The sequence below is a fragment of the Agromyces bauzanensis genome (assembly GCF_014645655.1).
Taxonomy (GTDB): Bacteria; Actinomycetota; Actinomycetes; order Actinomycetales; family Microbacteriaceae; genus Agromyces; species Agromyces bauzanensis.
In genome coordinates this window covers 140,877-160,170 of the sequence record NZ_BMMD01000008.1, presented here as the reverse complement: position 1 = coordinate 160,170, position 19,294 = coordinate 140,877, and the positions used below count along the sequence as shown (strand labels likewise).

At 71.6% G+C, this 19,294-nt stretch carries 19 protein-coding genes and 2 tRNA genes; 7 read left to right on the top strand and 14 right to left on the bottom strand.

The window, feature by feature from the left end; genetic code table 11:
• Positions 1–607, top strand: a 607-nt coding sequence (locus IEX31_RS09050) for a hypothetical protein (protein ID WP_229662217.1), incomplete at its 5' end; no start/stop codon positions are given.
• A 1-nt stretch (position 608) separates the two neighbouring features.
• Here the strand turns inward: IEX31_RS09050 and IEX31_RS09045 are convergent.
• The 5 genes from IEX31_RS09045 to IEX31_RS09025 all read right to left on the bottom strand — a co-directional run bounded on the left by IEX31_RS09045 (position 609) and on the right by IEX31_RS09025 (position 3,343).
• Positions 609–1,253 carry a hypothetical protein gene (locus tag IEX31_RS09045; RefSeq protein WP_188743096.1) on the bottom strand — a complete coding sequence of 215 codons (645 nt, stop codon included), beginning with the start codon at positions 1,251–1,253 and terminating at the stop codon, positions 609–611.
• 1 nt (position 1,254) lies between these two features.
• Entirely contained in the window at positions 1,255–1,620 is a 366-nt protein-coding gene (locus IEX31_RS09040; RefSeq protein WP_188743095.1) for a helix-turn-helix domain-containing protein, read from the bottom strand.
• Between the two features lie 48 nt (positions 1,621–1,668).
• Positions 1,669–2,853, bottom strand: coding sequence for a tyrosine-type recombinase/integrase (locus tag IEX31_RS09035; RefSeq protein WP_188743094.1), 1,185 nt, complete (start codon positions 2,851–2,853; stop codon positions 1,669–1,671).
• Between the two features lie 4 nt (positions 2,854–2,857).
• On the bottom strand, positions 2,858–3,037 hold the full coding sequence (locus tag IEX31_RS09030; protein ID WP_229662216.1) for a helix-turn-helix transcriptional regulator: 180 nt from the start codon (positions 3,035–3,037) through the stop codon (positions 2,858–2,860).
• A gap of 229 nt (positions 3,038–3,266) precedes the next feature.
• Positions 3,267–3,343: transfer RNA gene (locus tag IEX31_RS09025), tRNA-Pro, on the bottom strand.
• Positions 3,344–3,535: 192 nt separating this feature from the next.
• Between IEX31_RS09025 and IEX31_RS09020 the strand changes: the two genes are divergently transcribed.
• Positions 3,536–7,270, top strand: a complete 3,735-nt coding sequence (locus IEX31_RS09020) for an SCO7613 C-terminal domain-containing membrane protein (protein ID WP_188743093.1) — start codon at positions 3,536–3,538, stop codon at positions 7,268–7,270.
• Between the two features lie 34 nt (positions 7,271–7,304).
• Here the strand turns inward: IEX31_RS09020 and IEX31_RS09015 are convergent, their stop codons facing one another.
• Entirely contained in the window at positions 7,305–7,646 is a 342-nt protein-coding gene (locus IEX31_RS09015) for a nuclear transport factor 2 family protein (RefSeq protein ID WP_268236973.1), read from the bottom strand.
• Between the two features lie 124 nt (positions 7,647–7,770).
• On the opposite strand from IEX31_RS09015, the gene IEX31_RS09010 reads away from it, so the two are divergent.
• The 4 genes from IEX31_RS09010 (at position 7,771) to IEX31_RS08995 (ending at position 9,198) form a co-directional block, all read left to right on the top strand.
• Positions 7,771–7,844, top strand: a tRNA-Gly gene (locus IEX31_RS09010).
• Positions 7,845–8,077: 233 nt separating this feature from the next.
• Complete coding sequence (locus IEX31_RS09005) at positions 8,078–8,275, top strand: hypothetical protein (protein ID WP_188743091.1); 198 nt, start codon at positions 8,078–8,080, stop codon at positions 8,273–8,275.
• Between the two features lie 116 nt (positions 8,276–8,391).
• The gene (locus IEX31_RS09000; protein ID WP_188743090.1) at positions 8,392–8,916 is read left to right on the top strand and encodes a Dps family protein; all 525 of its coding nucleotides are present in this window, start codon (positions 8,392–8,394) and stop codon (positions 8,914–8,916) included.
• Positions 8,917–8,952: 36 nt separating this feature from the next.
• Positions 8,953–9,198: a hypothetical protein gene (locus IEX31_RS08995; protein ID WP_188743089.1), complete on the top strand. Its 246-nt coding sequence runs from the start codon at positions 8,953–8,955 to the stop codon at positions 9,196–9,198.
• A gap of 53 nt (positions 9,199–9,251) precedes the next feature.
• Here IEX31_RS08995 and IEX31_RS08990 read toward each other — a convergent pair whose 3' ends face one another.
• From IEX31_RS08990 to IEX31_RS08970, 5 genes are all read right to left on the bottom strand, one after another.
• Complete coding sequence (locus IEX31_RS08990) at positions 9,252–9,914, bottom strand: response regulator transcription factor (RefSeq protein WP_188743088.1); 663 nt, start codon at positions 9,912–9,914, stop codon at positions 9,252–9,254.
• 23 nt (positions 9,915–9,937) lie between these two features.
• Positions 9,938–11,320 carry a sensor histidine kinase gene (locus IEX31_RS08985; RefSeq protein WP_188743087.1) on the bottom strand — a complete coding sequence of 461 codons (1,383 nt, stop codon included), beginning with the start codon at positions 11,318–11,320 and terminating at the stop codon, positions 9,938–9,940.
• A 19-nt stretch (positions 11,321–11,339) separates the two neighbouring features.
• Entirely contained in the window at positions 11,340–12,776 is a 1,437-nt protein-coding gene (locus tag IEX31_RS08980) for a multicopper oxidase family protein (protein ID WP_229662221.1), read from the bottom strand.
• A 231-nt stretch (positions 12,777–13,007) separates the two neighbouring features.
• Complete coding sequence (locus IEX31_RS08975; protein WP_188743086.1) at positions 13,008–14,540, bottom strand: amidohydrolase; 1,533 nt, start codon at positions 14,538–14,540, stop codon at positions 13,008–13,010.
• On the bottom strand, positions 14,537–15,181 hold the full coding sequence (locus IEX31_RS08970) for an FMN-binding negative transcriptional regulator (protein ID WP_188743085.1): 645 nt from the start codon (positions 15,179–15,181) through the stop codon (positions 14,537–14,539). Before IEX31_RS08970 ends, IEX31_RS08975 begins: the two co-directional genes overlap by 4 nt.
• 74 nt (positions 15,182–15,255) lie before the next feature.
• Between IEX31_RS08970 and IEX31_RS08965 the strand changes: the two genes are divergently transcribed.
• Positions 15,256–16,710, top strand: a complete 1,455-nt coding sequence (locus IEX31_RS08965; RefSeq protein WP_188743084.1) for an MFS transporter — start codon at positions 15,256–15,258, stop codon at positions 16,708–16,710.
• 39 nt (positions 16,711–16,749) lie between these two features.
• Here the strand turns inward: IEX31_RS08965 and IEX31_RS08960 are convergent, their stop codons facing one another.
• The 3 genes from IEX31_RS08960 to IEX31_RS08950 are packed head-to-tail and all read right to left on the bottom strand — an operon-like array spanning position 16,750 to position 19,271.
• On the bottom strand, positions 16,750–17,754 hold the full coding sequence (locus IEX31_RS08960) for an Fpg/Nei family DNA glycosylase (protein WP_188743083.1): 1,005 nt from the start codon (positions 17,752–17,754) through the stop codon (positions 16,750–16,752).
• A gap of 8 nt (positions 17,755–17,762) precedes the next feature.
• The gene (locus tag IEX31_RS08955) at positions 17,763–18,275 is read right to left on the bottom strand and encodes a ribose-5-phosphate isomerase (protein WP_188743082.1); all 513 of its coding nucleotides are present in this window, start codon (positions 18,273–18,275) and stop codon (positions 17,763–17,765) included.
• A 9-nt stretch (positions 18,276–18,284) separates the two neighbouring features.
• Positions 18,285–19,271, bottom strand: coding sequence for a DUF2332 domain-containing protein (locus IEX31_RS08950; RefSeq protein ID WP_229662215.1), 987 nt, complete (start codon positions 19,269–19,271; stop codon positions 18,285–18,287).
• Between the last annotated feature and the right edge of the window lie 23 nt (positions 19,272–19,294).

Below are 19,294 nucleotides of genomic sequence, written 5' to 3'. Positions count from 1 at the left end.
CGCCGCCGAGATCAGAAGACCAGAACAAGCGCGGGAGTACCAACTAGCCAGAACCTCGGTACCAGGTCGCTGGACTATCGGTACCGAGAAGCGCTACGCGCCATCCGGCTTCGACATCCACGTCGAGGCCCGCTCCGGGCTCGCCGCCCTCGATGTGACCGTCTCTCTGCCCGAGGTGCCCCGCTCGGGCTTCACGATGCCGAAGGAGTCGTTCCTGGAAGCAGGTCTCGGGCTCGTCCAGCGCATCGAGAACCGCGTCAGCGGCATCCCCTCCCTCCTCGACCAGGCCCGCACCGACCTGGAGGAAGCCGAGCAGACCGTCGCCGACACCCAGCAGCGCCTCGGCCAGCCCTTCCGCCACGCCCAGGCCCTTTCCGACGCGGAGGAAGACCTCGCCCGCGTCGAATCCCAGCTCGCCTCGATGCAGGACGAACCTGGCCCTGAGCCTGCGGCGCCGGAGTCGGAGCGGGTCGAGCTGACCATCGAGGCCGTGCGGGCCTACGAGCCGAACCTGGGATCGCGGGAGACCGCGGGGCGAGAGCTCGCAGCGCCGTTCATCCCCGCAACGCCCGCGCCTACGTCGCCGAGCAACGCCCCGAGGCTGTAGCTCAGCGGCACTCCGGGCCGAGCCCGTCGATGATCGCAGTCGGGTCGGCGACGATCCGCTCACAGCGCAGGCAGCGCGTGCCGCGGAAGATGACAGCGGGTTCCGAATGCACGCCCCGCTCGGGCGCGATGTCGTAGAGGTCGGCGTGCGCGGCGAACAGGCGCGGGTGCTGCTTGGCGATGGCGGCATGGAACTGCGCGGGCGTCGTCGGTGGATTCACCTGGAGTTCCACGAACCGCAGGATGACCACGCCGTATGCCTCGCGCGTCAGCCGCTCGGCGAGGAACAGATCAGGGTTCACCGCCGAGATGCCGCCGCTGGCAAGGTCTGCCAGTCCGTAGTCGTCCACGTCCTCGGTGATGAGGAACCGTGCACCGGCGGCTTCGGCGTCGGCGAGGAGCTGCCGGTCCTTGGGCTCGGTGGCCTCGAACCGTCCGGCCATTTCCCCGGTCGGCGTGAGTTCACCGCCGTAGCGCCTGCGCACGTCCGCGGGCGTGGTCGCCCGCTGACGCATGTGGCGTGCGGCTTCCGCCTCGGCTGTCGCGCTCCATCCGACGGAGAGCCCGCTGCGGGCCGCGCCGACCATCAGGATGGTGCGGGTGACGGGCTTGGCGACAACGTTGGCGTCGAGGAAGACGAAGGTCACGTCAGCGCGTGCCGAAGAGGTCTTCCCGGAGGTCATCGCGCACCAGTTCCACAACGTCGCCCATCGCCTGATCCCACCACCGCATGTACTCGTCGAACGGGATTCGGTTGCGGTTGCCGACCTTGACGGCGTGGATCTCGCCCGCCTTGATCTTGCGGGAGATGGTCGAGCGCGACACCCCGGTGAGCGCGGCGACCTGCTCGGGCGTGAGCATCCGCTGCTTCGCGGTAAGCGTGACCGTCTCGCCCTCGGAGGCGGCGCGCTGGACGTACTCCGCGACCTTCTCCAGCCAGGCCGGGCGCGCCGAGGCGTCGCGCGCGCTGGCGCGCACGTCCTCGGGGTCGATGGTCAGGGTTGCCGGTGTCATGGTCACATTCTACCTCCCCTTGCACAGTCATCCAAGCGTATCTGTGCATCACGATCCTTCCTTGGCCAGCACTCGGTCGAGCAGCTCGGCCGTGGCGGGATTCACCATCTCGTTGCGGCGGATGTAGTGCTGGATCGTGATCTTCGTGTTGGTGTGCCCCAGCAGCTCCGCGGCGAGGTCAACGCCCGCCTGCTCATTGATGACCGTGGCGACGGTGCGGCGGAACATGTGCGGGGTGACCCCGGTGATGCCCGCGAGCTTCAAGACGTGTCGGAGCTGGCGGCGCACGCTGTTGGTCGTCAGCGGGTTTCCCTCGCGCGTGGTGAAAAGTAGCGCGTCGAGGGAGGGGTTATTCACGCACACCAGGCGCTTGCGAACAGCCTCTGCGGTGAAGGTCGGGATTGCCACCGTGCGCCGGGACTTCGCGGTCTTGGGGTGATCCTGCCGCGAGGTCGCCTCGCCCTTGTGACTGACGATGGTGCCCGCGATGCGGATCGACGGGGTGGCGCTGGTGATATCGATGTCGCGGCGGCGGATCGCCAGCACCTCCCCGATGCGCGCGGACGTGCCGAGCATGACCTCCACGATCACGCCGAGCTGCCCGTCTGGCTTCGGCCCCGAGACGGCACGCCCCGCCTCCCACGCGGCGATGGCAAGGCGGATCGCGTTCACCTCCACGGGCGTGAGCGCATCCGGCGTGTGCGGAGGACGGTGAAGGCGCGACACCGAATCGACCGGGTTACGCGGCAGCACCTCATGCCGCACTGCGAGGGCCAGCGCCAGGCGCAGCACGAGCCGCGCCTGCCGCGCCCGACTGTAGCTCTTCTTCGCCATCTGCTTCAGGAAGTGGTCGCAGCGCGCGACGCCGATCTCGCGGAGCGTGAGATTCTCGAACGCGGGCAGCACGAGCGTGCGCATGTTCCGCTCGTACAGCAGCCTCGTCGTCCGCGAGAGCCGGTCTTCCAGGTCGAGGTCTTCCAGCCAGTACGCGACCAGCTCACCGAACGGGCTGTCGGGGCTCAGCGCGGTCGAGGAAGGCTGGAACAGGGCTCGGCTCGTGAGCTTCTGCTTGAGCGCCTGAGTCGCGGCCTTGCTCGCGTCCGCGGTCGCCTCGACGAGCCGGGTCTTGCCGTCCCAGTCACGGTAGCGAGCGCGGGCGGTGTGCCTCCCGCCGGGCGTGCGCACGACGCCGATGTCGCCGAACGTGCCGATAGCCAGGCGCGGGCGGCTCATCGGGTCACCTCCCCGCCTGCTCGGGCGTGTCGAATTCGCGCTGCTGCTCGATCCAGATGCGCACATCCGAGACCGCGAACTTCAGGTGCTTCCCGAAACGGTACGCCCGCGGCCCGAGGCCGCGGGTGCGCCAGTCGTAGACGGTCGAGACCGGCACGCCGCGGTACGCGGCCAGCTCGCCCACGTCGAGCAGCGGCTCCAGCCCCCAGGGGTTCGATGCGGTGTCGGCTCCCTACCGAACAGGTACGACGGCACCGCCGGGGCAACGAGAGCTATCCCGAAACAACCTGGCGCTGCCGGAGCGCCGGGTTGCCAACGCGGTCCGGCAGCAGCCATTGAGATGGGTTTTCGATGACTGGATCAAGATCCACGACCTTTCGAGTCATGGAAACCCTTGATATTCCGGGTGAAACTGGTCGGGGCGACAGGATTCGAACCTGCGGCCTCCCGCTCCCAAAGCGGGCGCTCTACCAAGCTGAGCTACGCCCCGAGTCGCTGACTCAACTCGTCGAACCATCCCGCACGGGCACGCCGAAGCAGACCGAAGCACGGATGGACCCCCGAAAGTCTACTGCACGGCCGACCCCGCCGATGCGGCAGGACGCCGACAACAGCGATGGCCCCCGAATCGGCACGGTGGATGATGCGTCACGGCGACACCCGCACGTGGGAGAGTGTGCCCATGACCAACCGTCTCCCTCGCGACGGGGCCGGGGACCTCCGTCGCTGGCCGTCCGATCCGGCGTGGTTCGTAGACACCACGCGCTGCCCCGCGTGCTTCGCCACCCTGTACTCCTCGCGCTGCATCGAGTGCGGACTCGACCTCCGAGTGCCCGAGTCGGCGGACCTGCTCGCGGCGTCCAGGAGGGTCTTCGAGGCGGAGGCGGCGAGGCAGCAGCTCATCACGCGCATGCGCGAGGCGCAGGCGGAACGTGAGTCGCGCCAGGTGCCGACATCCGAGTCGATCGCTGCCATGGCCATGGCCGTGGCAGCGGCCGCGCCGGCCTCGAGCGCCGATCCGGCCGTCGCTCCAGCGCGCCCCGGTGCCGTCACCCCGCCTCCGGCGCCGGCTGCCGAAGTCGGCACGCCACAGACGCCGCCGGAGACGCCGCAGCCGATGACACCGCCGGCACGACGCCGCTCGGGCGTGCAGGTCTTCCTCCTCACGCTCGGCGTGGTGCTCATCTCGGTGGCGGCGATCGTATTCCTCTTCGTCGCATACCTCGTGGCCACCCTCGAGGTGCGGTCGGCGATCATCGCGGTCGCCAGCGTGGTGGTGCTCGGCGTCGCATGGCTCCTTCGCGCACGCCGTCTCCCGGGCACCGCCGAGGGCGTGGCCTCCGTCGCCGTCGTGCTGCTCCTGCTCGACGTGTGGATCGTGCGCGCGAACCGGCTCTTCGGCACCGAGGCACTCGACCCAGCTGCGTATACCGGCTTGTCGTTCGCGATCGTCGCCGCCGTGCTGGCCGCGACGCGCGTGGCGAGCGACATCCGTGTTCCGGGCCTCGCGGCAGCGGCGCTCGCGCCGACCGCAGCGTTCCTGCTGGGGTACGCGATCGACCCCCAGACCGCGACGGGCGTGTGGCTCGGCGGGTTGGCGGCGCTGGTCGTCGGTGCGGCGGCGATCGCCACGGCGCCGCGGTCGCTCGAGCGCGCGATCATGGCATCGGCCGGGTTCGCCGGCGGGGTCGCCTCGCTCGGGGCCGCCTTCTGGGCCCTACCCGATCTGCGATGGGGCGAATCCTGGACCCTCCTCGCGGTCGCCGCGGGGGGCATCCTCGTGATCGTCACGACGCGCCTCGCTCGGGAGGAGATCCCGCCCGAATGGGGTGCCGCTGCGGCGATCGGCGTCGGGATCGCCGCGACCCTCGTCCCGGCGGCAGGCATCGCCGCGGAGCTCGACCGAGGGCTCGCGATCTGGCTCGCTCCCGCCGCATCCGGCGTGATCGCGGCGCTTGCGGCGGGCGTCGTGCGTCGTCCCGCCCCGCTCCGCGCCGAAGCCCGCGCCGCGTTCATCTCGTCGGCGGCGGTGGCCGCGGTCGCGGCGGTGCCGGGCCTGCTCGCCGGCGTCGCCTCGATCGGCTGGCGGGTGATGGCGAGCGTCCCCGCCTGGCACGTGGAGCCGGATGCTCGCGTGGCGCGGATGCCCGCGGAGCTCGACCTCGGCACGATGCTGGTGCCGTTCGTCGTCGCGGCGGGCACGTGCGTGGTGTCCCTCATCCTGGGTCGGGTGCGTCGGTTCGCCGCCGTCGAGATCGCCGCCGTGATGGCCGGGATGCTCGTGATCGGGGCGACGCTTCCCGGTGCGGCGGCGCCGGCAGCGATCTTCATCGCGATTACGCTGTGCGGCCTTCTGGTGGCGTCGACGCGGTTTCCCGCGCACCTGCCGGGACTGACGCCGACCCTCGCCGTGCTCGGCGTCGGCGGCGCCGCCCTGGCGGTGCTGGCCGCGTATTCGAACGCGATGGTCTGGCCGTGGGCGTTCGCTGCGGTCCTCGCCGTCACCGTCACCGGCCGGCTGCTCGCGCCGCGCCTCCCGACGGCCGGCGCGGCCCAGGGCTTGGGCGTGGCTCACCTCGTCGTGGCGGTGCTCATGGTGGCCGCGGCGTCACTCAGCCTTCCGAGCTGGTTCGTCGCGTCGGGGACGCCCGTCGCGCCGCCGTGGGACTCCCCGTGGATGTGGCTCGGCACGGTCGGCGCGGCGCTGCTCGCGGTTCCACTGTTCGCCCCCCGACTCTCCGACGTGGATCGCCTCGGGCTGTTCCTGCCGGCCCTTGCCGCGACGATGACCGGTGCGGGCGCCGTGGCGCTCGTCGGGTCCGATTCGCTGCGGTGGCTGCCCGCCGCCGCCGCGACCGTGGTCATCCTGCCCGCGCTGCGCCGGCCGCTCCCCACGCTCGTCCGCGTGCTGTCGGCCGCGGCCGGTCCGATCCTGCTCGTCATCGCGCTGGAACGCATCGTCGCCGACATTCCCGAGGCGCCGCCCTCGATCCTCGGTGCGGCGGCCGCCGTGCTGGTCGCCGCCGCCATCACCCCGGTCGTGATCGGCCGCGGTGAGCGCGCCGCGCGACTCGCGTGGTGCGCCGCTCTCGGCATCGCCGGTCTCATCACCCTGATGGCCGCCCCCGCCGCCGGCGACCAGGTGTGGCTGCTCCTCCTGATGCTCACCCCGGTGCCGTTGCTCGTCGCCGCACTCGACGGGGACCCCATCGGCGGCTCGTCGCCCGGCCGGCATCTGTCCTGGCTGAGCCTGGTGCTCGCGATCGCGACCGTCTGGACCCGGCTCGTGGGCGATGGCGTGGACGACATCGAGGCCTACACGCTGCCCCTTGCGGTGGGACTCGCCGCCACGGCCGCGCTCATCACCTGGCGCCGCACCGCACCTGCAGCGGCGGCCGGCGGACGCACCGCGCTCGTCGCGTCCGCGGCGGCTGCCGCCGTGCTGCCGAGCGTCGGGTCGAGCGCCGACTCCGAGCTGCGCACGCTCGTGCTCGTGGCGACGGGCGCGGTGATCGCGATCGCGTCGGTCTTCCTCCCCGAGGCGGCACGCGGTGTGCCCATCCGCGTCCTCGGCGTGGCGACCGGCTGGGTCGCGTTCACCGGCGCCGCGCTGGTGCGCGGGTCGGCCGTCGCGGCGGGCGAGCGCAGCGCGCTGCCCATCGAGTTCTGGCCGGTGCTCGCGCTGGGAGCCGGAGTCGTGACCGCCGTGGCATGGGCTCAGACCGGGTCGCGGCCCGCCGTCGTCGCGGAGACGATGCTCGCGGCATCCGTCGTCTCGGTCTCGATCCCCACGACCATCGCGATCGTCCTCGGCGACGAGCCGACACTGCGCGCCGCTGTGCTCTTCCCGTTGCTGGCGGTCCTGCACGTGGCCGCGGTGGCGCTCAGCGTGCGGCCGATCGCCGGGCCGATCCTCGGATGGAGCACCCTCGGCGTGCTCGTGCTCGGCGGCATCATCGTGCTCGTGGCGAGCAGCGTCGAGCCGTTCGACGTCGTGACCGTGCCGGTCGGTGCCGCCCTCATCGGCGCTGGGGCGTTCCGGATGCTGCGGTCCCCCGCCCTGCCGAGTTGGCCGGCGCTGGGACCTGGTCTCGCGGTGCTCCTCCTGCCCGCCCTCATCGCGGACTTCACCGATCCCGTGCTGTGGCGGCTCATCGCGCTCGGGATCGTCGCCGCGGCGGCCGTGGTGGTGGGTGCGGTACGCCGCCTGCAGGCCCCGTTGCTCCTCGGCGGCGTCGTGCTGCTCGTGCACGCGGTCGACCAGCTCTGGCCGTGGATCACGGGGCTCTACGAGGCGGTGTGGTGGTGGCTGTGGCTCGGGATCGCGGGCGTCATCCTCGTGGCGCTCGCGGCGACCTACGAGCGACAGCTGCGCCTGGCGCGCAGGGTTGCGCGCTCGATCGCCGAGCTGCGGTAGCGACTCGATCAGCGCGGTTGCCTCACCGCACCCGTCAGGTGCGCTCGACCCACTGGGCACGCCAGTCGGGCGCCGGGAACGGTTGCGACCAGTACGCCGTCTCCTTGGCGATCTCCCCGTCGCGCATCTCGAAGATGAACACGGTCTGGTAGATCGCGCCGTCACCGTAGTCGAGGTCCGCCTCCGCGACCCAGAGGTCGCCTTCTGCGATCACACGATGCGGCGTGATCTTCGGCAGCCGCGGAAAGGCGTGACAGACACCTCGCCGGTTGTCGCCGCCGACGATGCGTTCGCCCGACTGGGGCCATTCCATGACGGCGTCCTCGTGGAACACGGCATCCATGCCGTCGATGTCTCCGGCGTTCAGCGTTGCGATCAGCGCCTCGACCGTCTCCCCCCGTTCATGTGGCTGGTCCTTCGAAGGGACGCCGCGTACGTACCGTGACGGGACCGACCCCTGCCGTGTACTACGATGATCCAGTGCCCGAACGCGGGCGCTCGCGGATGTAGCTCAATGGTAGAGCCTCAGTCTTCCAAACTGATTACGCGGGTTCGATTCCCGTCATCCGCTCCACGTGAACCCGCCCCGTTCTCGATCGGGAGTGTCCAACGAGTGCCGAGGCATGCGTTCCCGGTGAGAGACCCGCTACGGTGCAGGTGTGACGTCATCCGTGAGCAGCCACGCGAACATGCTCACCGAGCTCCGAGCTCCCGGCCCGCATCCCGACCACCACGCGGCGGTCATGCAGTTCGGCCAGTTCGTGGGCACCTGGGTGGGCTGCGCCGCTGGCCGGCAACTTCATCGTCATGGAATCGGAATCCGCGGTCGGCGACATCCGGATCACGGGGCTCGACATGGACGGCAGCCACCTCGAGTGGGCGTTCACCGACGTCACTGCCGACTCGTTCACCTGGACGGGACGAACATCGACCGATGGAGTCTCGCACTGGCGGGTCGAACAGCGGATGCAGGGCCGGCGCCGCATTCCCGAGCCCGACGCCTGAGGCATCCGTACGTCGTCGCTGTCAACCCCGACCCAGTCGACCCTTCCCTTCCTTGAAATATGCAGGCGCCCGCGTAGCGTTACCAGAGGACAGACGCTCCGGGGAAGGTGGACAGGATGACCGACACGAAGACCGCACCGAAGAAGACCACGAAGGCGGCCGACGCGCCCAAGGCCACCAAGGGCTCGAGCGCGGATGTCGCGGCCGGCGTCGCCCAGTACCTCACGCCCGTCGTGCAGGAGCTCGTCGCGCTCGCCGTGAACGGCAAGCAGGCGCACTGGCACGTGCGGGGCGTCAACTTCATCGCCGTGCACGAGCTGCTCGACGAGGTCGTGGCCCACGCACAGGGATGGGCCGACGAAGCCGCCGAGCGGGTCGTCGCCCTCGGGCTGCCCGTCGACGGCCGACTGAAGTCGGTTGCCGACAGGAGCGGCGCCGTGAACCCGAAGCTCGGCTTCCAGCCGTACGACGAGGCGATCGCCGACGTGATCGCGCAGATGGACGTCGCCACCGAGAAGGTCAACGACGCGATCGAGGGCCTCGAGGAGCTCGACCCCGCCAGCCAGGACGTCGCGATCGAGATCCGTCGCGGCCTCGACAAGGACCGGTGGTTCCTCTTCTCGCACGTCGCGGTGAAGTAGTCGCCGAGACCGGCGATTCGACGCCGCACGGGGGTCATGCCAGAATCGCGGCACGACCCCGCCGCGTTCCTCGCCTTCTGCGGATTGGCGCTCATGACGACGCTGCCTGGCGCGACGCTGACGGCGGTCGGCGGAATGTACCTGGTGCTGCTCGCCCTGGTCGCCGCGAAGGCCAACGCGTGGTTGAACCGGCCGCGCGTGAGCCGCAACCTCGAACGCACGTCGGGCGGCGTCCTCGCGGCCCTCGGCGTCGGCACGATCGCGTCCGCGGCGCAGCTCTGACGCCGCACGACCACCGGCGCCGCCGTCAGGCCGAGGCCCGACACCGCCGGCGCCTACCGCTGCAGCCAGGTGAGCACCGCCAGCACGCGCCGGTGGTCGGTGCCCGAGTCCTCGAGTCCGAGCTTCTGGAAGATCGACGTCACGTTCTTCTCCACGGCGCCGACGCCGATGTAGAGCTGCTTCGCGATGCCCGCGTTGGTGCGCCCTTCGGCCATGAGCGCCATGACCTCGCGCTCGCGCGGCGTCAGGGTCGCGAGCGGGTCGCTGCGGCGTGACAGGAGCTCAGCGACCACCTGCGGGTCGAGCACCGTGCCGCCCTGGCTCACCCGCTCCACGGCGTCCTCGAGCTCGTCGAGCGAGGCCACGCGATCCTTCAGGAGGTAGCCCATGCCGCCGTCGCCCGACGAGAGCAGCTCCTGCGCGTAGGTGCCCTCGACGTACTGGCTGAGCAGGAGCACGCCGAGCCGCGGCATCCGACGTCGCAGTTCGATCGCCGCACGCACGCCCTCGTCGCGGAACGTCGGCGACATGCGCACGTCGAGCACCGCGACGTCGGGCCTCCCCGCGTCGATACCGGCGAGCAGCGACTCGGCGTCGCCGTACGAGCCGACCGTCTCGAACCCGGCCTCGTCGAACAGCCGCACGAGCCCCTCGCGCAGCAGCACCGAGTCCTCGGCGAGCACGATGCGCAAGGGGCGGCGCGCGGCATCCGTCATGCCGTCCAGACTATCGACGGACGTCAGGCGGTGCCGGGTGTCGCGAGCGGCACGAACGGCACGTGCGCGCCGATGGAGGTCGGCCCGCCGGCCGGGCTGTCGATCACGAGCATGCCGCGCAGGCCGCGGACGCGTTCGTCGAGCCCGGCGAGTCCGTGACCCGGCACGGCGGATGCCCCGCCGCGTCCGTTGTCGGTGACCCACACGTCGATCCAGTGACCCGCGGCGCCCTCGTCGCGCGTGCCCACCCGCAGCCGGATCGCGCTCGCCTCGGCGTGCCTGGTCGCGTTGGTGAGGAGCTCGGCGGCGATGAAGTACACGTTGCGCTCGATGGGCGCGGGCAGCGTGACGTCGTCGAGGTCGACCTCGACCGTCACGGGGACGGGGCTGCGCAGCGCGAGCGACTCGAGCGCGACGGCGAGGCCGCGATCCTGCAGGATCGGTGGCGCGAAGCCGCGCGACAGTGCACGCAGCTCGTCGAGGGTCTCGCGGGCCTGGTCTCGGGCTTCGCCGAGGAGTTCGCGCGCTGCCTCGGGGTCGCGCTCGAGCTTGCGCTCGATGGCGGCGAGGTCCATCTGCAGACGTACGAGCCGCTGCTGCGGGCCGTCGTGGATGTCGCGCTCGAGTCGGCGCAGCGAAGCGTCCTCGGCCTGCACGGCGGCGCCTCGGGAGGCGGCGAGCTGGGCCACCTCGACCTCGAGGGCCTCCGATCGCCACGAACCGAGCAGGCCCCGGGCGATGACGTCGTGCAGGAGCGTGAGGCCGCGGAACACGAACGGCAGCAGCACGAGGAAGAGGAGGCCGAGGACGAACTCGAACACGCGCTCGCCGACGATCGGGTCGATCTCGAACGTGTTGCCGGGGAATACCCAGTCGAGGACGACCTCGTGAAGCCAGAAGTCGCGGTCGTTCTCGGGGATGAAGCGCTGCCAGATCCAGCCGGTCATGCCGCCGAGCGCGACCGACGTCCAGGCGACGGTGACGGCCCACGTGACGATGCTCACGATCGGATTGATGACCATGCCGTGCAGGAGGTACAGCCAGTAGTGGCCGTCGACGAACGGCGCGAGCACCGTGCGCCAGAAGCCCTGCTCGCCGCCGGCTCGCTGCCAGCGCGGCGGGGTGATCGCCGGCCGGCCGGCCCACCGCAGCCGCACGAGCTCGAGCGTGCCGAACCCGCGGGCCGCGAAGAGCGCCCCCACGATGAAGAAGACGCCGAAGACGATGAAGATGCCGCCGAGGCCCGTGAAGAACACGGTCGACAACACCGCCAGCGAGATGATCGCGATCGGCATCGTGAGGATGAGGAACCCGAACTCGCGTGGCACGCTCGCCCAGAGGGCGCCGTAGCCGCGACGCCGCGGCGGGGCATCCGCTCGCTCGGTGGTGGTGGTGTCGCCGGTCATGCGATCGATGCTCGAGCTCTCAGTGCTCATGGTGGGTGGTACCTTCTGTCATGGTGGCAGACGAACCCGGTTCGACGACGGCGAACTGGCCCATCATGCCCTGGTCCTCGTGCCACAGCAGGTGGCAGTGGTACATGTACGGGCTGTCGGGATCGGCGTAGTCCTCGAAGCGGAGGATCAGCTCGAACTCGGTCTCGGGAGCGGCGAAGATGGTGTCCTTCCAGCCCGCGAGGTGCGGCGGCGGCGGGGAGCCGTCGATCGACGCGATGCGGAACTGCACGTCGTGCACGTGGAAGCTGTGCGGCATCTGGCTCGTGTTCTCGACGACCCAGCGCTCGGTCGTGTCGACCGTGACGGTCTCGTCTATGCGACCCATCTCCATCTGGTGGCCGTTGACCTCGAAGCCGTCGAGCGTGAACCGGCGCGTCGCGGCGACCTCGCCGGCATCCACCGGCGGCAGCTCGGCGAGCTGGTCCGGCACCTCGGCCGACGCGTCGAGCTCGTCGGCGGCACGCAGCTCGAGCACGTCGAACGAGTCGGTTCTGCCGTTCATCGCGGCGATCGAGCCGATCATGCCCGCGGCCTCGGCGGTCATCTCGGAGCGAAGCACGAGCCGCTCGCCCGGCGTCACCCGTACGAGCACCTCGGCGCGCTCACCGGGCGACAGCATGACGAGGTCGAGTTCGACGGATGCCTCGAGCATCCCGCCATCGGTGGCGATGAGCTCGACCGGCCGGCCGTCGCTCCACGTGAAGGCGTAGCTGCGGGCGGTCGACGCGTTGAGGAGGCGAAGTCGCACCACCTCGTCGGAGACCTCGAGGTACGGGCCGCGCATTCCGTTCACGAGGAGCTCGTCGCCGAGCCGGCCCGCGAACCCGCGCTGCGAGCCGTCGCGCACGCCGCCGTCCGAGAACCCCGTGTCCTGCACGATGACGGGCACGTCGTCGACGCCGTACTCCCGCGGCAGCGGCAGCGCCTGCTCGACGTCGTCCTGGATGAGGAACATGCCAGCGAGGCCGCGCGCCACGTGCGACTCGGTCTCGCCGTGCAGGTGCGGGTGGTACCAGAGCGTGGCCGCCTGCTGGTCGATGTCCCACTCGGGCGACCACGTGGCATCCGGGTCGACCATCTGGTGCGGTCCGCCATCCATCTCGGCCGGCAGGTGCATGCCGTGCCAGTGCACCGTCGTCGGCACCTCGAGCGCGTTCGTGACGTCGACGCGCACGTGTTCGCCGAGCTTCGCGACGAGGGTCGGGCCGAGGTACGAACCGTTGAAGCCCCAGGTGTCGCTCGGAGCGCCGGGCGTGAACTCGGTCGTGCCCGACTGCGCCTCGAGCGCGAGACGCGCGTGCCGTCGGGGTCGACCGTCGACTCGGCGAGCGGCGGAATCCTGAGCGGCGTCTCGAAGTCGACCTTGTCGACCGTGGAGACCGGCGTCGGGCCGGCGAGGCCGCAGCCGGCGAAGGACACCGACACCAGGGCTCCCGCGGCGAGCGCGGTGGCGACGGCGCGTGGCCGGCGGATCGGACTTGGGATCGATCCTATGGAAGGCATGGTTCCAGCGTCGCGATGCCGGCGCCGGCGTCCCAGCCGGTGTGCGCCCGGATCGCGGCGGGGGTTTTCCCCCGCCCCGTCCCCCGCCCGTTCGTTGCCCGTTCCCCGGTTGTCCCCCGCGCGTCAGCGCCCGTCAGCGCGTGTCGTGCGTGAGGCGCCCGCCCAGGAGCGTCACCGCGACCGGCATCCTGCGGAGTTCGTCGGCGGATGCCGCGAGCGGATCCCGCTCGATGACGGCGAGGTCGGCCGGACCGCCGACGACGATCGCGGCGCCGTGCCCGCCCGTCGACGCGGCGAGCGCGATCCTCGCCTCGATCGCCTGCTCGGGATGCCACGGCTCGCGCCCGTCGCGGGTGCGCCCCACGGCGGCGGCGATGGCGACCCACGGGTCGAGCGGCGCGACGGGTGCGTCGGAGCCGAGGGCGAGCTCGACGCCGGCCGCGGTGAGCTCGGCGAGCATGAATGCTCGGTCGGTGCGTCCGGCCCAGTACCGGTCGGCGACGTCGCGGTCGTCCATGGCGTGCTCGGGCTGCACACTGGCGACGATCCCGAGCCGGGCGAACCGCGCGACGTCCTCGTGGCGGAGCAGCTGCGCATGCTCGATCGAGCCGCGCCCGTTCCAGCCGGCGGGGGCGACGGCCTCGAAGGCGTCGAGCACCGCGGCGTTGGCACGGTCGCCGATCGCGTGCACCGCGGGCGCGATGCCGGCCCGGTGCGCGCGGCGCATGAGGGGCACGAGCTCGTCGTAGGCCACGGTCGCGAGCCCATACGGGTGCTCGGCCTCGTCGAGGCCCGGATACGGGTCGAAGCACCACGCGGTACGGGTGTTGAGCGACCCGTCGGTGATGACCTTGCAGCCGCCGACGGTGACGAGCCCCTCGGTCCCCGGCACCTCGTCGCCCGTTCGCATGCCCTCGTCGACCGCACGGTCGAGGTGCTGGGTGTACACGCCGAAGGACGCGCGCAGCGTGTCGAGGCCCGAGCCGGCGCGGCGCGCCCAGTCGTCGCGGTTCCAGCGCATCTCGTAGTCGGTGATGCCAACCACGCCCCGCGCGGCCGCCGCGGATGCCGCCTCGGCGACCCACGCGTCGAGCACGTCGTCGGCGACGTCGTCGAGCTCACGCGTGAGCCGGAAGCAGTCGTCTTCGCGCAGCACGCCGCTGTCGCCGGCGAGGTACTCGACCCCGTGGCGGCGGGCCGCGGCGGTGTTCAGCCAGCACGCATGCAGGTCGCCCGCGATGAGCACGACCGGCACGTCGCCCGACACCGCGTCGAGCAGCGCCCTGCTCGGGGCATCCGGCCAGAGTCCGTCGCGGTAGCCGCCGCCCACGACCTCGGCGTCGCCCCGGCCGACGGCCGCCGCGACGAGCCCCGCGGCCGCGGCGGCCGACTCGACGCCGGCGAGATCGAGGCGGCGCGACCACATCGCCCACTGCGAGAAGTGCACGTGCCGGTCGTGGAGGCCGGGCACGATGAAGCGGCCGTCGAGCTCGATGCGCTCCGCGCCTCCCGATGCCGCCGTGCCGGCCGGCGTGATCGAGGCGATCGTGCCGTGCGCCACGTGCACGTCGACGCGCCCGTCTCGCCCTGGGATCCGCGCGCCGGCGAGGACCATCGGCGCCGCGGCATCCGTCACCCGATCGCCGTCGTGTGCCTTGCCGCTCATGCCCGAGCGGCCCGCAGCGCCTCGTGCGTGCGACGCATCTCGGCGGCGAGCGCGGGGCTTGCGTACGGGCCGTCGCCCTCGAGCTCGGCGATGATGCGGTCGACCGTCTCGGCGGGCCGGTTCTGGCTCATCTTGTTCTTCGCGACGAACCGGGTGATCGGGATGCGGAGGCCGACCGTGCCCACCGCGATGCGGTCGGCGTAGGCCGAGTCCTCGGGTGTGCCGCGCATGCGCCGCGGTTCGGGCATGCGGTCTTCGAAGTGGTCGACGAGCCCCTCGAGCACCCGGAGGTTCTCGGCGTCGGAGAGGAGCTCGGGAGTGCCGTACAGGTGCGCGGTGACGAAGTTCCACGTGGGCACGGCGGGGTTCGCGTCGTACCACCCGGGCGAGATGTAGCCGTGCGGACCCTGCACGATGACCATGAGTTCGTGGCGGCCGAGCTCGTGCACGACCTCGTCGGGGCGGCCCACGTGCGTGAGCAGCACGATGCCGGAGGCATCCTCGTCGAGGAGCACCGGGTAGTGGGATGCCACGAGGCCCGCGGCATCCGCCCGGCTCACGATCGTCGCCCACGGGTGCTCGCGGATCAGGCGCTTCACGCCCTCCTCGCTCGCCATGGAGAAGCTCGGGTTCTGCCGCATCGGCGTCCTTCCGGTCGGATGCCTCCACGCTACCTTCGGCGGGCATGGCACCGGGTGCCGATAGGCTGGCGCCGATGAGCACGCGTGGCGGGGACGAACGGGCGAGCCTCAGCAGAACCCCGCCGACGTGGCCGATCGTCGCCGTGCTCGCGTTCGCGGGCGCGTGCTCGTCGTTCATGTTCACGATCGTCGTGCCGATCCAGGCCGAACTGCCCGAGCTGCTCGGCGAGAGCCGCGAGGCGACCGCCTGGGTCTTGACGGTCACACTGCTGACGGCCGCGGTCACCACCCCGATCGCGGGCCGGCTCGGCGACCTCTACGGCAAGCGGCGCATCGTGCTGGCGCTCATCGCCGTGCTCGTGGTCGGCAGCGTGATCGCCGGCGCGTCGCAGTCGCTCCCGGTGCTGCTCGTCGGCCGGGCGCTGCAGGGCGCCGTGGTCGGCGTCATCCCGCTCGGCATCGCCATCCTCCGTGACCACCTGCACGAGGACCAGATCGGCGGCGCGGTCGCCCTCGTGAGCGCGACGCTGGGGTTCGGCGGCGCGCTCGGGCTGCCCGTGAGCGCACTCATCGCCGGCAACTCCGACTGGCACCTGCTGTTCTGGATGGCGGCCGCCCTCGGCGTCGTGCTCTTCGCGCTCGTCTCGTGGCTCGTGCCGGTCAGCACTCTCCGTGCGCCCGGCCGGTTCGACCTCCCCGGGGCGATCGGACTGGCGATCGGCCTGTCGGGCCTCCTCGTCGCGCTGTCGCAGGGCGACGCATGGGGGTGGACCTCGGCAGGCACGCTCGGGTTCGGTCTCGGCGGCATCGTCGTGCTCGTCGTGTGGGGGTTGTTCGAGCTCCGGCTCGACGATCCCCTCGTCGACCTGCGCGTCGCGGCCAGGCCGCCCGTGCTCATCACGAACCTCGCGTCGATCGCGATGGGGTTCGCGTTCTTCTCGTCGAACATCACGCTGCCCCAGCTGCTCGAGCTCCCCGCCGGGACCGGCGTTGGGCTCGGCCTCTCACTCCTGGCGGCGAGCCTCGTGGTCATGCCGGCCGGGCTCGTGATGATGGCGATGTCGCCCGTGGCCGCGCGCCTCACCCGTCGCTTCGGCGCGAAGGCGCTCCTCGTCTCGGGCGCGGGCGCCATGGTCGTGGCCTACACCGTCGCGGTCGTCGCCTCGTCGGAGGTGTGGCAGATCGCGCTCGTCAACGCCCTGATCGGCGTGGGCATCGGGCTCGGCTACGCCGCCATGCCGATCCTCATCATGCACGCGGTGCCCGCCACCGAGACCGGCGCGGCCAACGGGCTCAACGCCCTCATGCGCTCGCTCGGCACGAGCATGGCCGCGGCCGTAATGGGCGCCGTGCTCGCGGCCACCGCCGTCGACGTCGACGGCGTGCTGGTGCCGACCCGGGCGGCCTTCGACCTCACGTTCCTGATCGGCCTGGCCGCCGCGATCGTGGCGGGCGGGCTCGGCCTCGCCATCCCGAAGCCGCGACGCCTCCCCGGCGAGCACCCGTCACTGCCCGACGACGTCGCCTGACTCGCCGGCCTCGGTACGCCTGCTCCTCGGCGGACGAGTTCAGGCTTGGCAGTACGGGCACCAGTACAGCTTCCGGCCGCCCAGTTCCTCGACCACGATGTTCGTACCGCACACCCGGCACGGCAGCCCCTCGCGCTTGTACACCCAGTGCCGGTCGGCGCGGTTCGCCATCGCGGCCCTCCACGCGTCGTCGTCGAGATCGTCCATGGTCATCATCTGGCCGGTCTCGACGCCGATGCGCAGCAGCTTCGCCCAGTCCCGCCACAGATGCCGCGCGTGCTCCTCTGGCACCAGCCGACCGGGCGTGTGCGGGTTCTGCCGGGCGCGGAACAGCAGCTCGGCGCGATAGACGTTCCCGATGCCGGCCACGACGCCCTGGTCCATGAGCAGCAGTCCGATCGGGGTGGACTTCCTCCCGACGGATGCCGCGAAGCGGTCTTCCGCCCCCTGTCCGGGGTCGATGAGCGGGTCGGGACCGAGCTTCGAGACGACGGCCTCGACCTGGGCGGGGTCGAGCACCTCGCACGCCGTCGGACCGCGCAGGTCGGCGACGACCGCGTCGGTGAGCAGGCGCACGCGCACCTGCCCGATCGGCTCGGGCGGAAACGTGTCGATCCCGCCGCCCTCCTTCTCGGACTCGGACATGCGCAGCCGGGTGCGCCGGGGCGCGCCGATCGAGGCGAGCGAGTTCTCGTCCGCCGAGTCGAAGACCACGGCGTCGGGGTTCGGCCCCTCGAGGAAGGTGCCGCGCTGGTTCGTCTGGCCCATGCGGCCGTTCGCCGAGGCGATCGTGGCATCCATCAGGATGTCTCCCGCGAAGTCCCACGCGCCGTACATGCCGAGGTGCACCCGCAGCCAGCGGTCGCCTTCGAAGCCGAGGAACATCTGCTTGCCCACGGCGCGGGCGTCCGTCATCCGTCGCCCGTCGAGGTCGGCCGCACCCGCGGCAAACCGGCCCTGGGGGCTGGAGGCACGCACGACGTGCCCGACGAAGTTGCGTTCGAACTGCCGGGTGATGCGGTGGACGGAGTGACCCTCGGGCACCGCGGCTCCTACGCCTGGTCGGCCGCGGGCGGCTCGACGTCGACGCCCCTGCCCGCGATGTCGCCCGTGGTCTCGTATTCGCCGAGCTGGGCGATGCGCCGCACGTGCCGCTCGTCGCCCGAGAACGGCTCGGCGATGAACGCGTCGATGTAGCGGATCGCCTCCTCGACGGTGTGCTGGCGCGCGCCGATAGAGATGACGTTGGCGTCGTTGTGCTGCCGGGCGAGGATCGCGGTGTCCATGCTCCAGACCAGGGCCGCGCGGATGCCGCGCACCTTGTTCGCGGCGATCTGCTCGCCGTTGCCCGAGCCGCCGAACACCACGCCGAGCGTCTTCACGCCCGCGGCGTGGTCGCGCGCGACGCCGAGCGCCGCGTTGATGCAGAACGCCGGGTAGTCGTCGAGCGGGTCGTACTCGACGGGTCCGTGGTCGACGACCTCGTGACCGCCGTTGGTCAGGTGGCCTGCGAGCGTGCGGCTGAACTCGAGGCCGGCGTGGTCGGTCGCGATGTGGATGCGCATGCGCCAAGTCTAGGGATCCGGCACCCACCGGATGGCGCGTCCGTGCGGCTGCGCCCACGCGAGCTGTACCCCGTCGAGCGCGAGCACGAGGTCGGAGCCGTCGTTCGGCACGTCGTCGCGCACCCGGATCGCCGGGAGCACCGAGCGCGGTTCGACCGACAGCCAGTGACCCGGAAGCGCCTGCACCGTCTCGGCGAACCGGTCGCGCTCGGGCTGGTCGAGGTACATCAGCACGACGGTGTGGAAGACCACGAGGGTCGCGCCGTCGGGAAGCTCGGCGGTGAGCGCGACGAGCCGGTCGTTCAGGTCGCCCGTCACGATGCGCGGCGGGTCCGCCGCGACGATGGCGGCCGCCGCTCGAAGGCGAGCCCTGCGGTCGTCGTGCTCTGGCCACACGAGCGCGTCGAGCCACGCCAGGTCGTCGGGATGGCGCACGTCGAGCGGGTTCAGGTCGATGCCGCCGCGCCAGACGACCTCGGGCAGGCGGTCGGGCACCGGCACCGGTCCGCTCGCCGTGCAGTCGATCACCACCGGGCTGGGACCGGTGGCGGGGTCGAGCTGCGGGTGCCCGCCATAGCGGTAGCTGTACCGATCGGGGTAGAGGCACAGACCCGCGGATGCCCCGACCTCGAGCAGCGCGATCGGGCCCTCGGGTCCCGCGAGCGCGGGCACGTGCAACGCGCACCTTGCCGCCTCGTTGGTCTGCGTGGCGTGCGTGAGAGCCGTCGCCCGCACCTCGACCCAGTGCGCGCGCAGCCACTCGCGGAACACGTGATATGGCCCCATCGGCGCGCCCTGGCACCGGGCGGCCGAGAACACGAGGTTCGGCTGGCGCTTCGGCGACGGCAGCTCGTCGATGAGCGCGATCGTGCCGGGATCGCCGGCGACGCCGAGCGCCCACGTCTCATAGGCGGCCGACATGCCGTGCGCCTCGACGTCGGCGAACACCCGGTACCGTTCGGCGGTCGGGGCACCGGAATCGACGCTCATACTCATGTCGTCACGGTAGGCCCGAGGAC

Excerpts from the sequence above, each read along its gene's own strand:
- IEX31_RS09040 (WP_188743095.1), bottom strand. The coding sequence starts at position 1,620 with ATGACACCGGCAACCCTGACCATCGACCCCGAGGACGTGCGCGCCAGC.
- IEX31_RS09035 (WP_188743094.1), bottom strand. The coding sequence starts at position 2,853 with ATGAGCCGCCCGCGCCTGGCTATCGGCACGTTCGGCGACATCGGCGTC.
- IEX31_RS09020 (WP_188743093.1), top strand. The coding sequence starts at position 3,536 with ATGACCAACCGTCTCCCTCGCGACGGGGCCGGGGACCTCCGTCGCTGG.
- IEX31_RS09005 (WP_188743091.1), top strand. The coding sequence starts at position 8,078 with ATGGAATCGGAATCCGCGGTCGGCGACATCCGGATCACGGGGCTCGAC.
- IEX31_RS09000 (WP_188743090.1), top strand. The coding sequence starts at position 8,392 with ATGACCGACACGAAGACCGCACCGAAGAAGACCACGAAGGCGGCCGAC.
- IEX31_RS08995 (WP_188743089.1), top strand. The coding sequence starts at position 8,953 with ATGCCAGAATCGCGGCACGACCCCGCCGCGTTCCTCGCCTTCTGCGGA.
- IEX31_RS08990 (WP_188743088.1), bottom strand. The coding sequence starts at position 9,914 with ATGACGGATGCCGCGCGCCGCCCCTTGCGCATCGTGCTCGCCGAGGAC.
- IEX31_RS08985 (WP_188743087.1), bottom strand. The coding sequence starts at position 11,320 with ATGACCGGCGACACCACCACCACCGAGCGAGCGGATGCCCCGCCGCGG.
- IEX31_RS08975 (WP_188743086.1), bottom strand. The coding sequence starts at position 14,540 with ATGAGCGGCAAGGCACACGACGGCGATCGGGTGACGGATGCCGCGGCG.
- IEX31_RS08970 (WP_188743085.1), bottom strand. The coding sequence starts at position 15,181 with ATGCGGCAGAACCCGAGCTTCTCCATGGCGAGCGAGGAGGGCGTGAAG.
- IEX31_RS08965 (WP_188743084.1), top strand. The coding sequence starts at position 15,256 with ATGAGCACGCGTGGCGGGGACGAACGGGCGAGCCTCAGCAGAACCCCG.
- IEX31_RS08955 (WP_188743082.1), bottom strand. The coding sequence starts at position 18,275 with ATGCGCATCCACATCGCGACCGACCACGCCGGCCTCGAGTTCAGCCGC.
- IEX31_RS08950 (WP_229662215.1), bottom strand. The coding sequence starts at position 19,271 with ATGAGTATGAGCGTCGATTCCGGTGCCCCGACCGCCGAACGGTACCGG.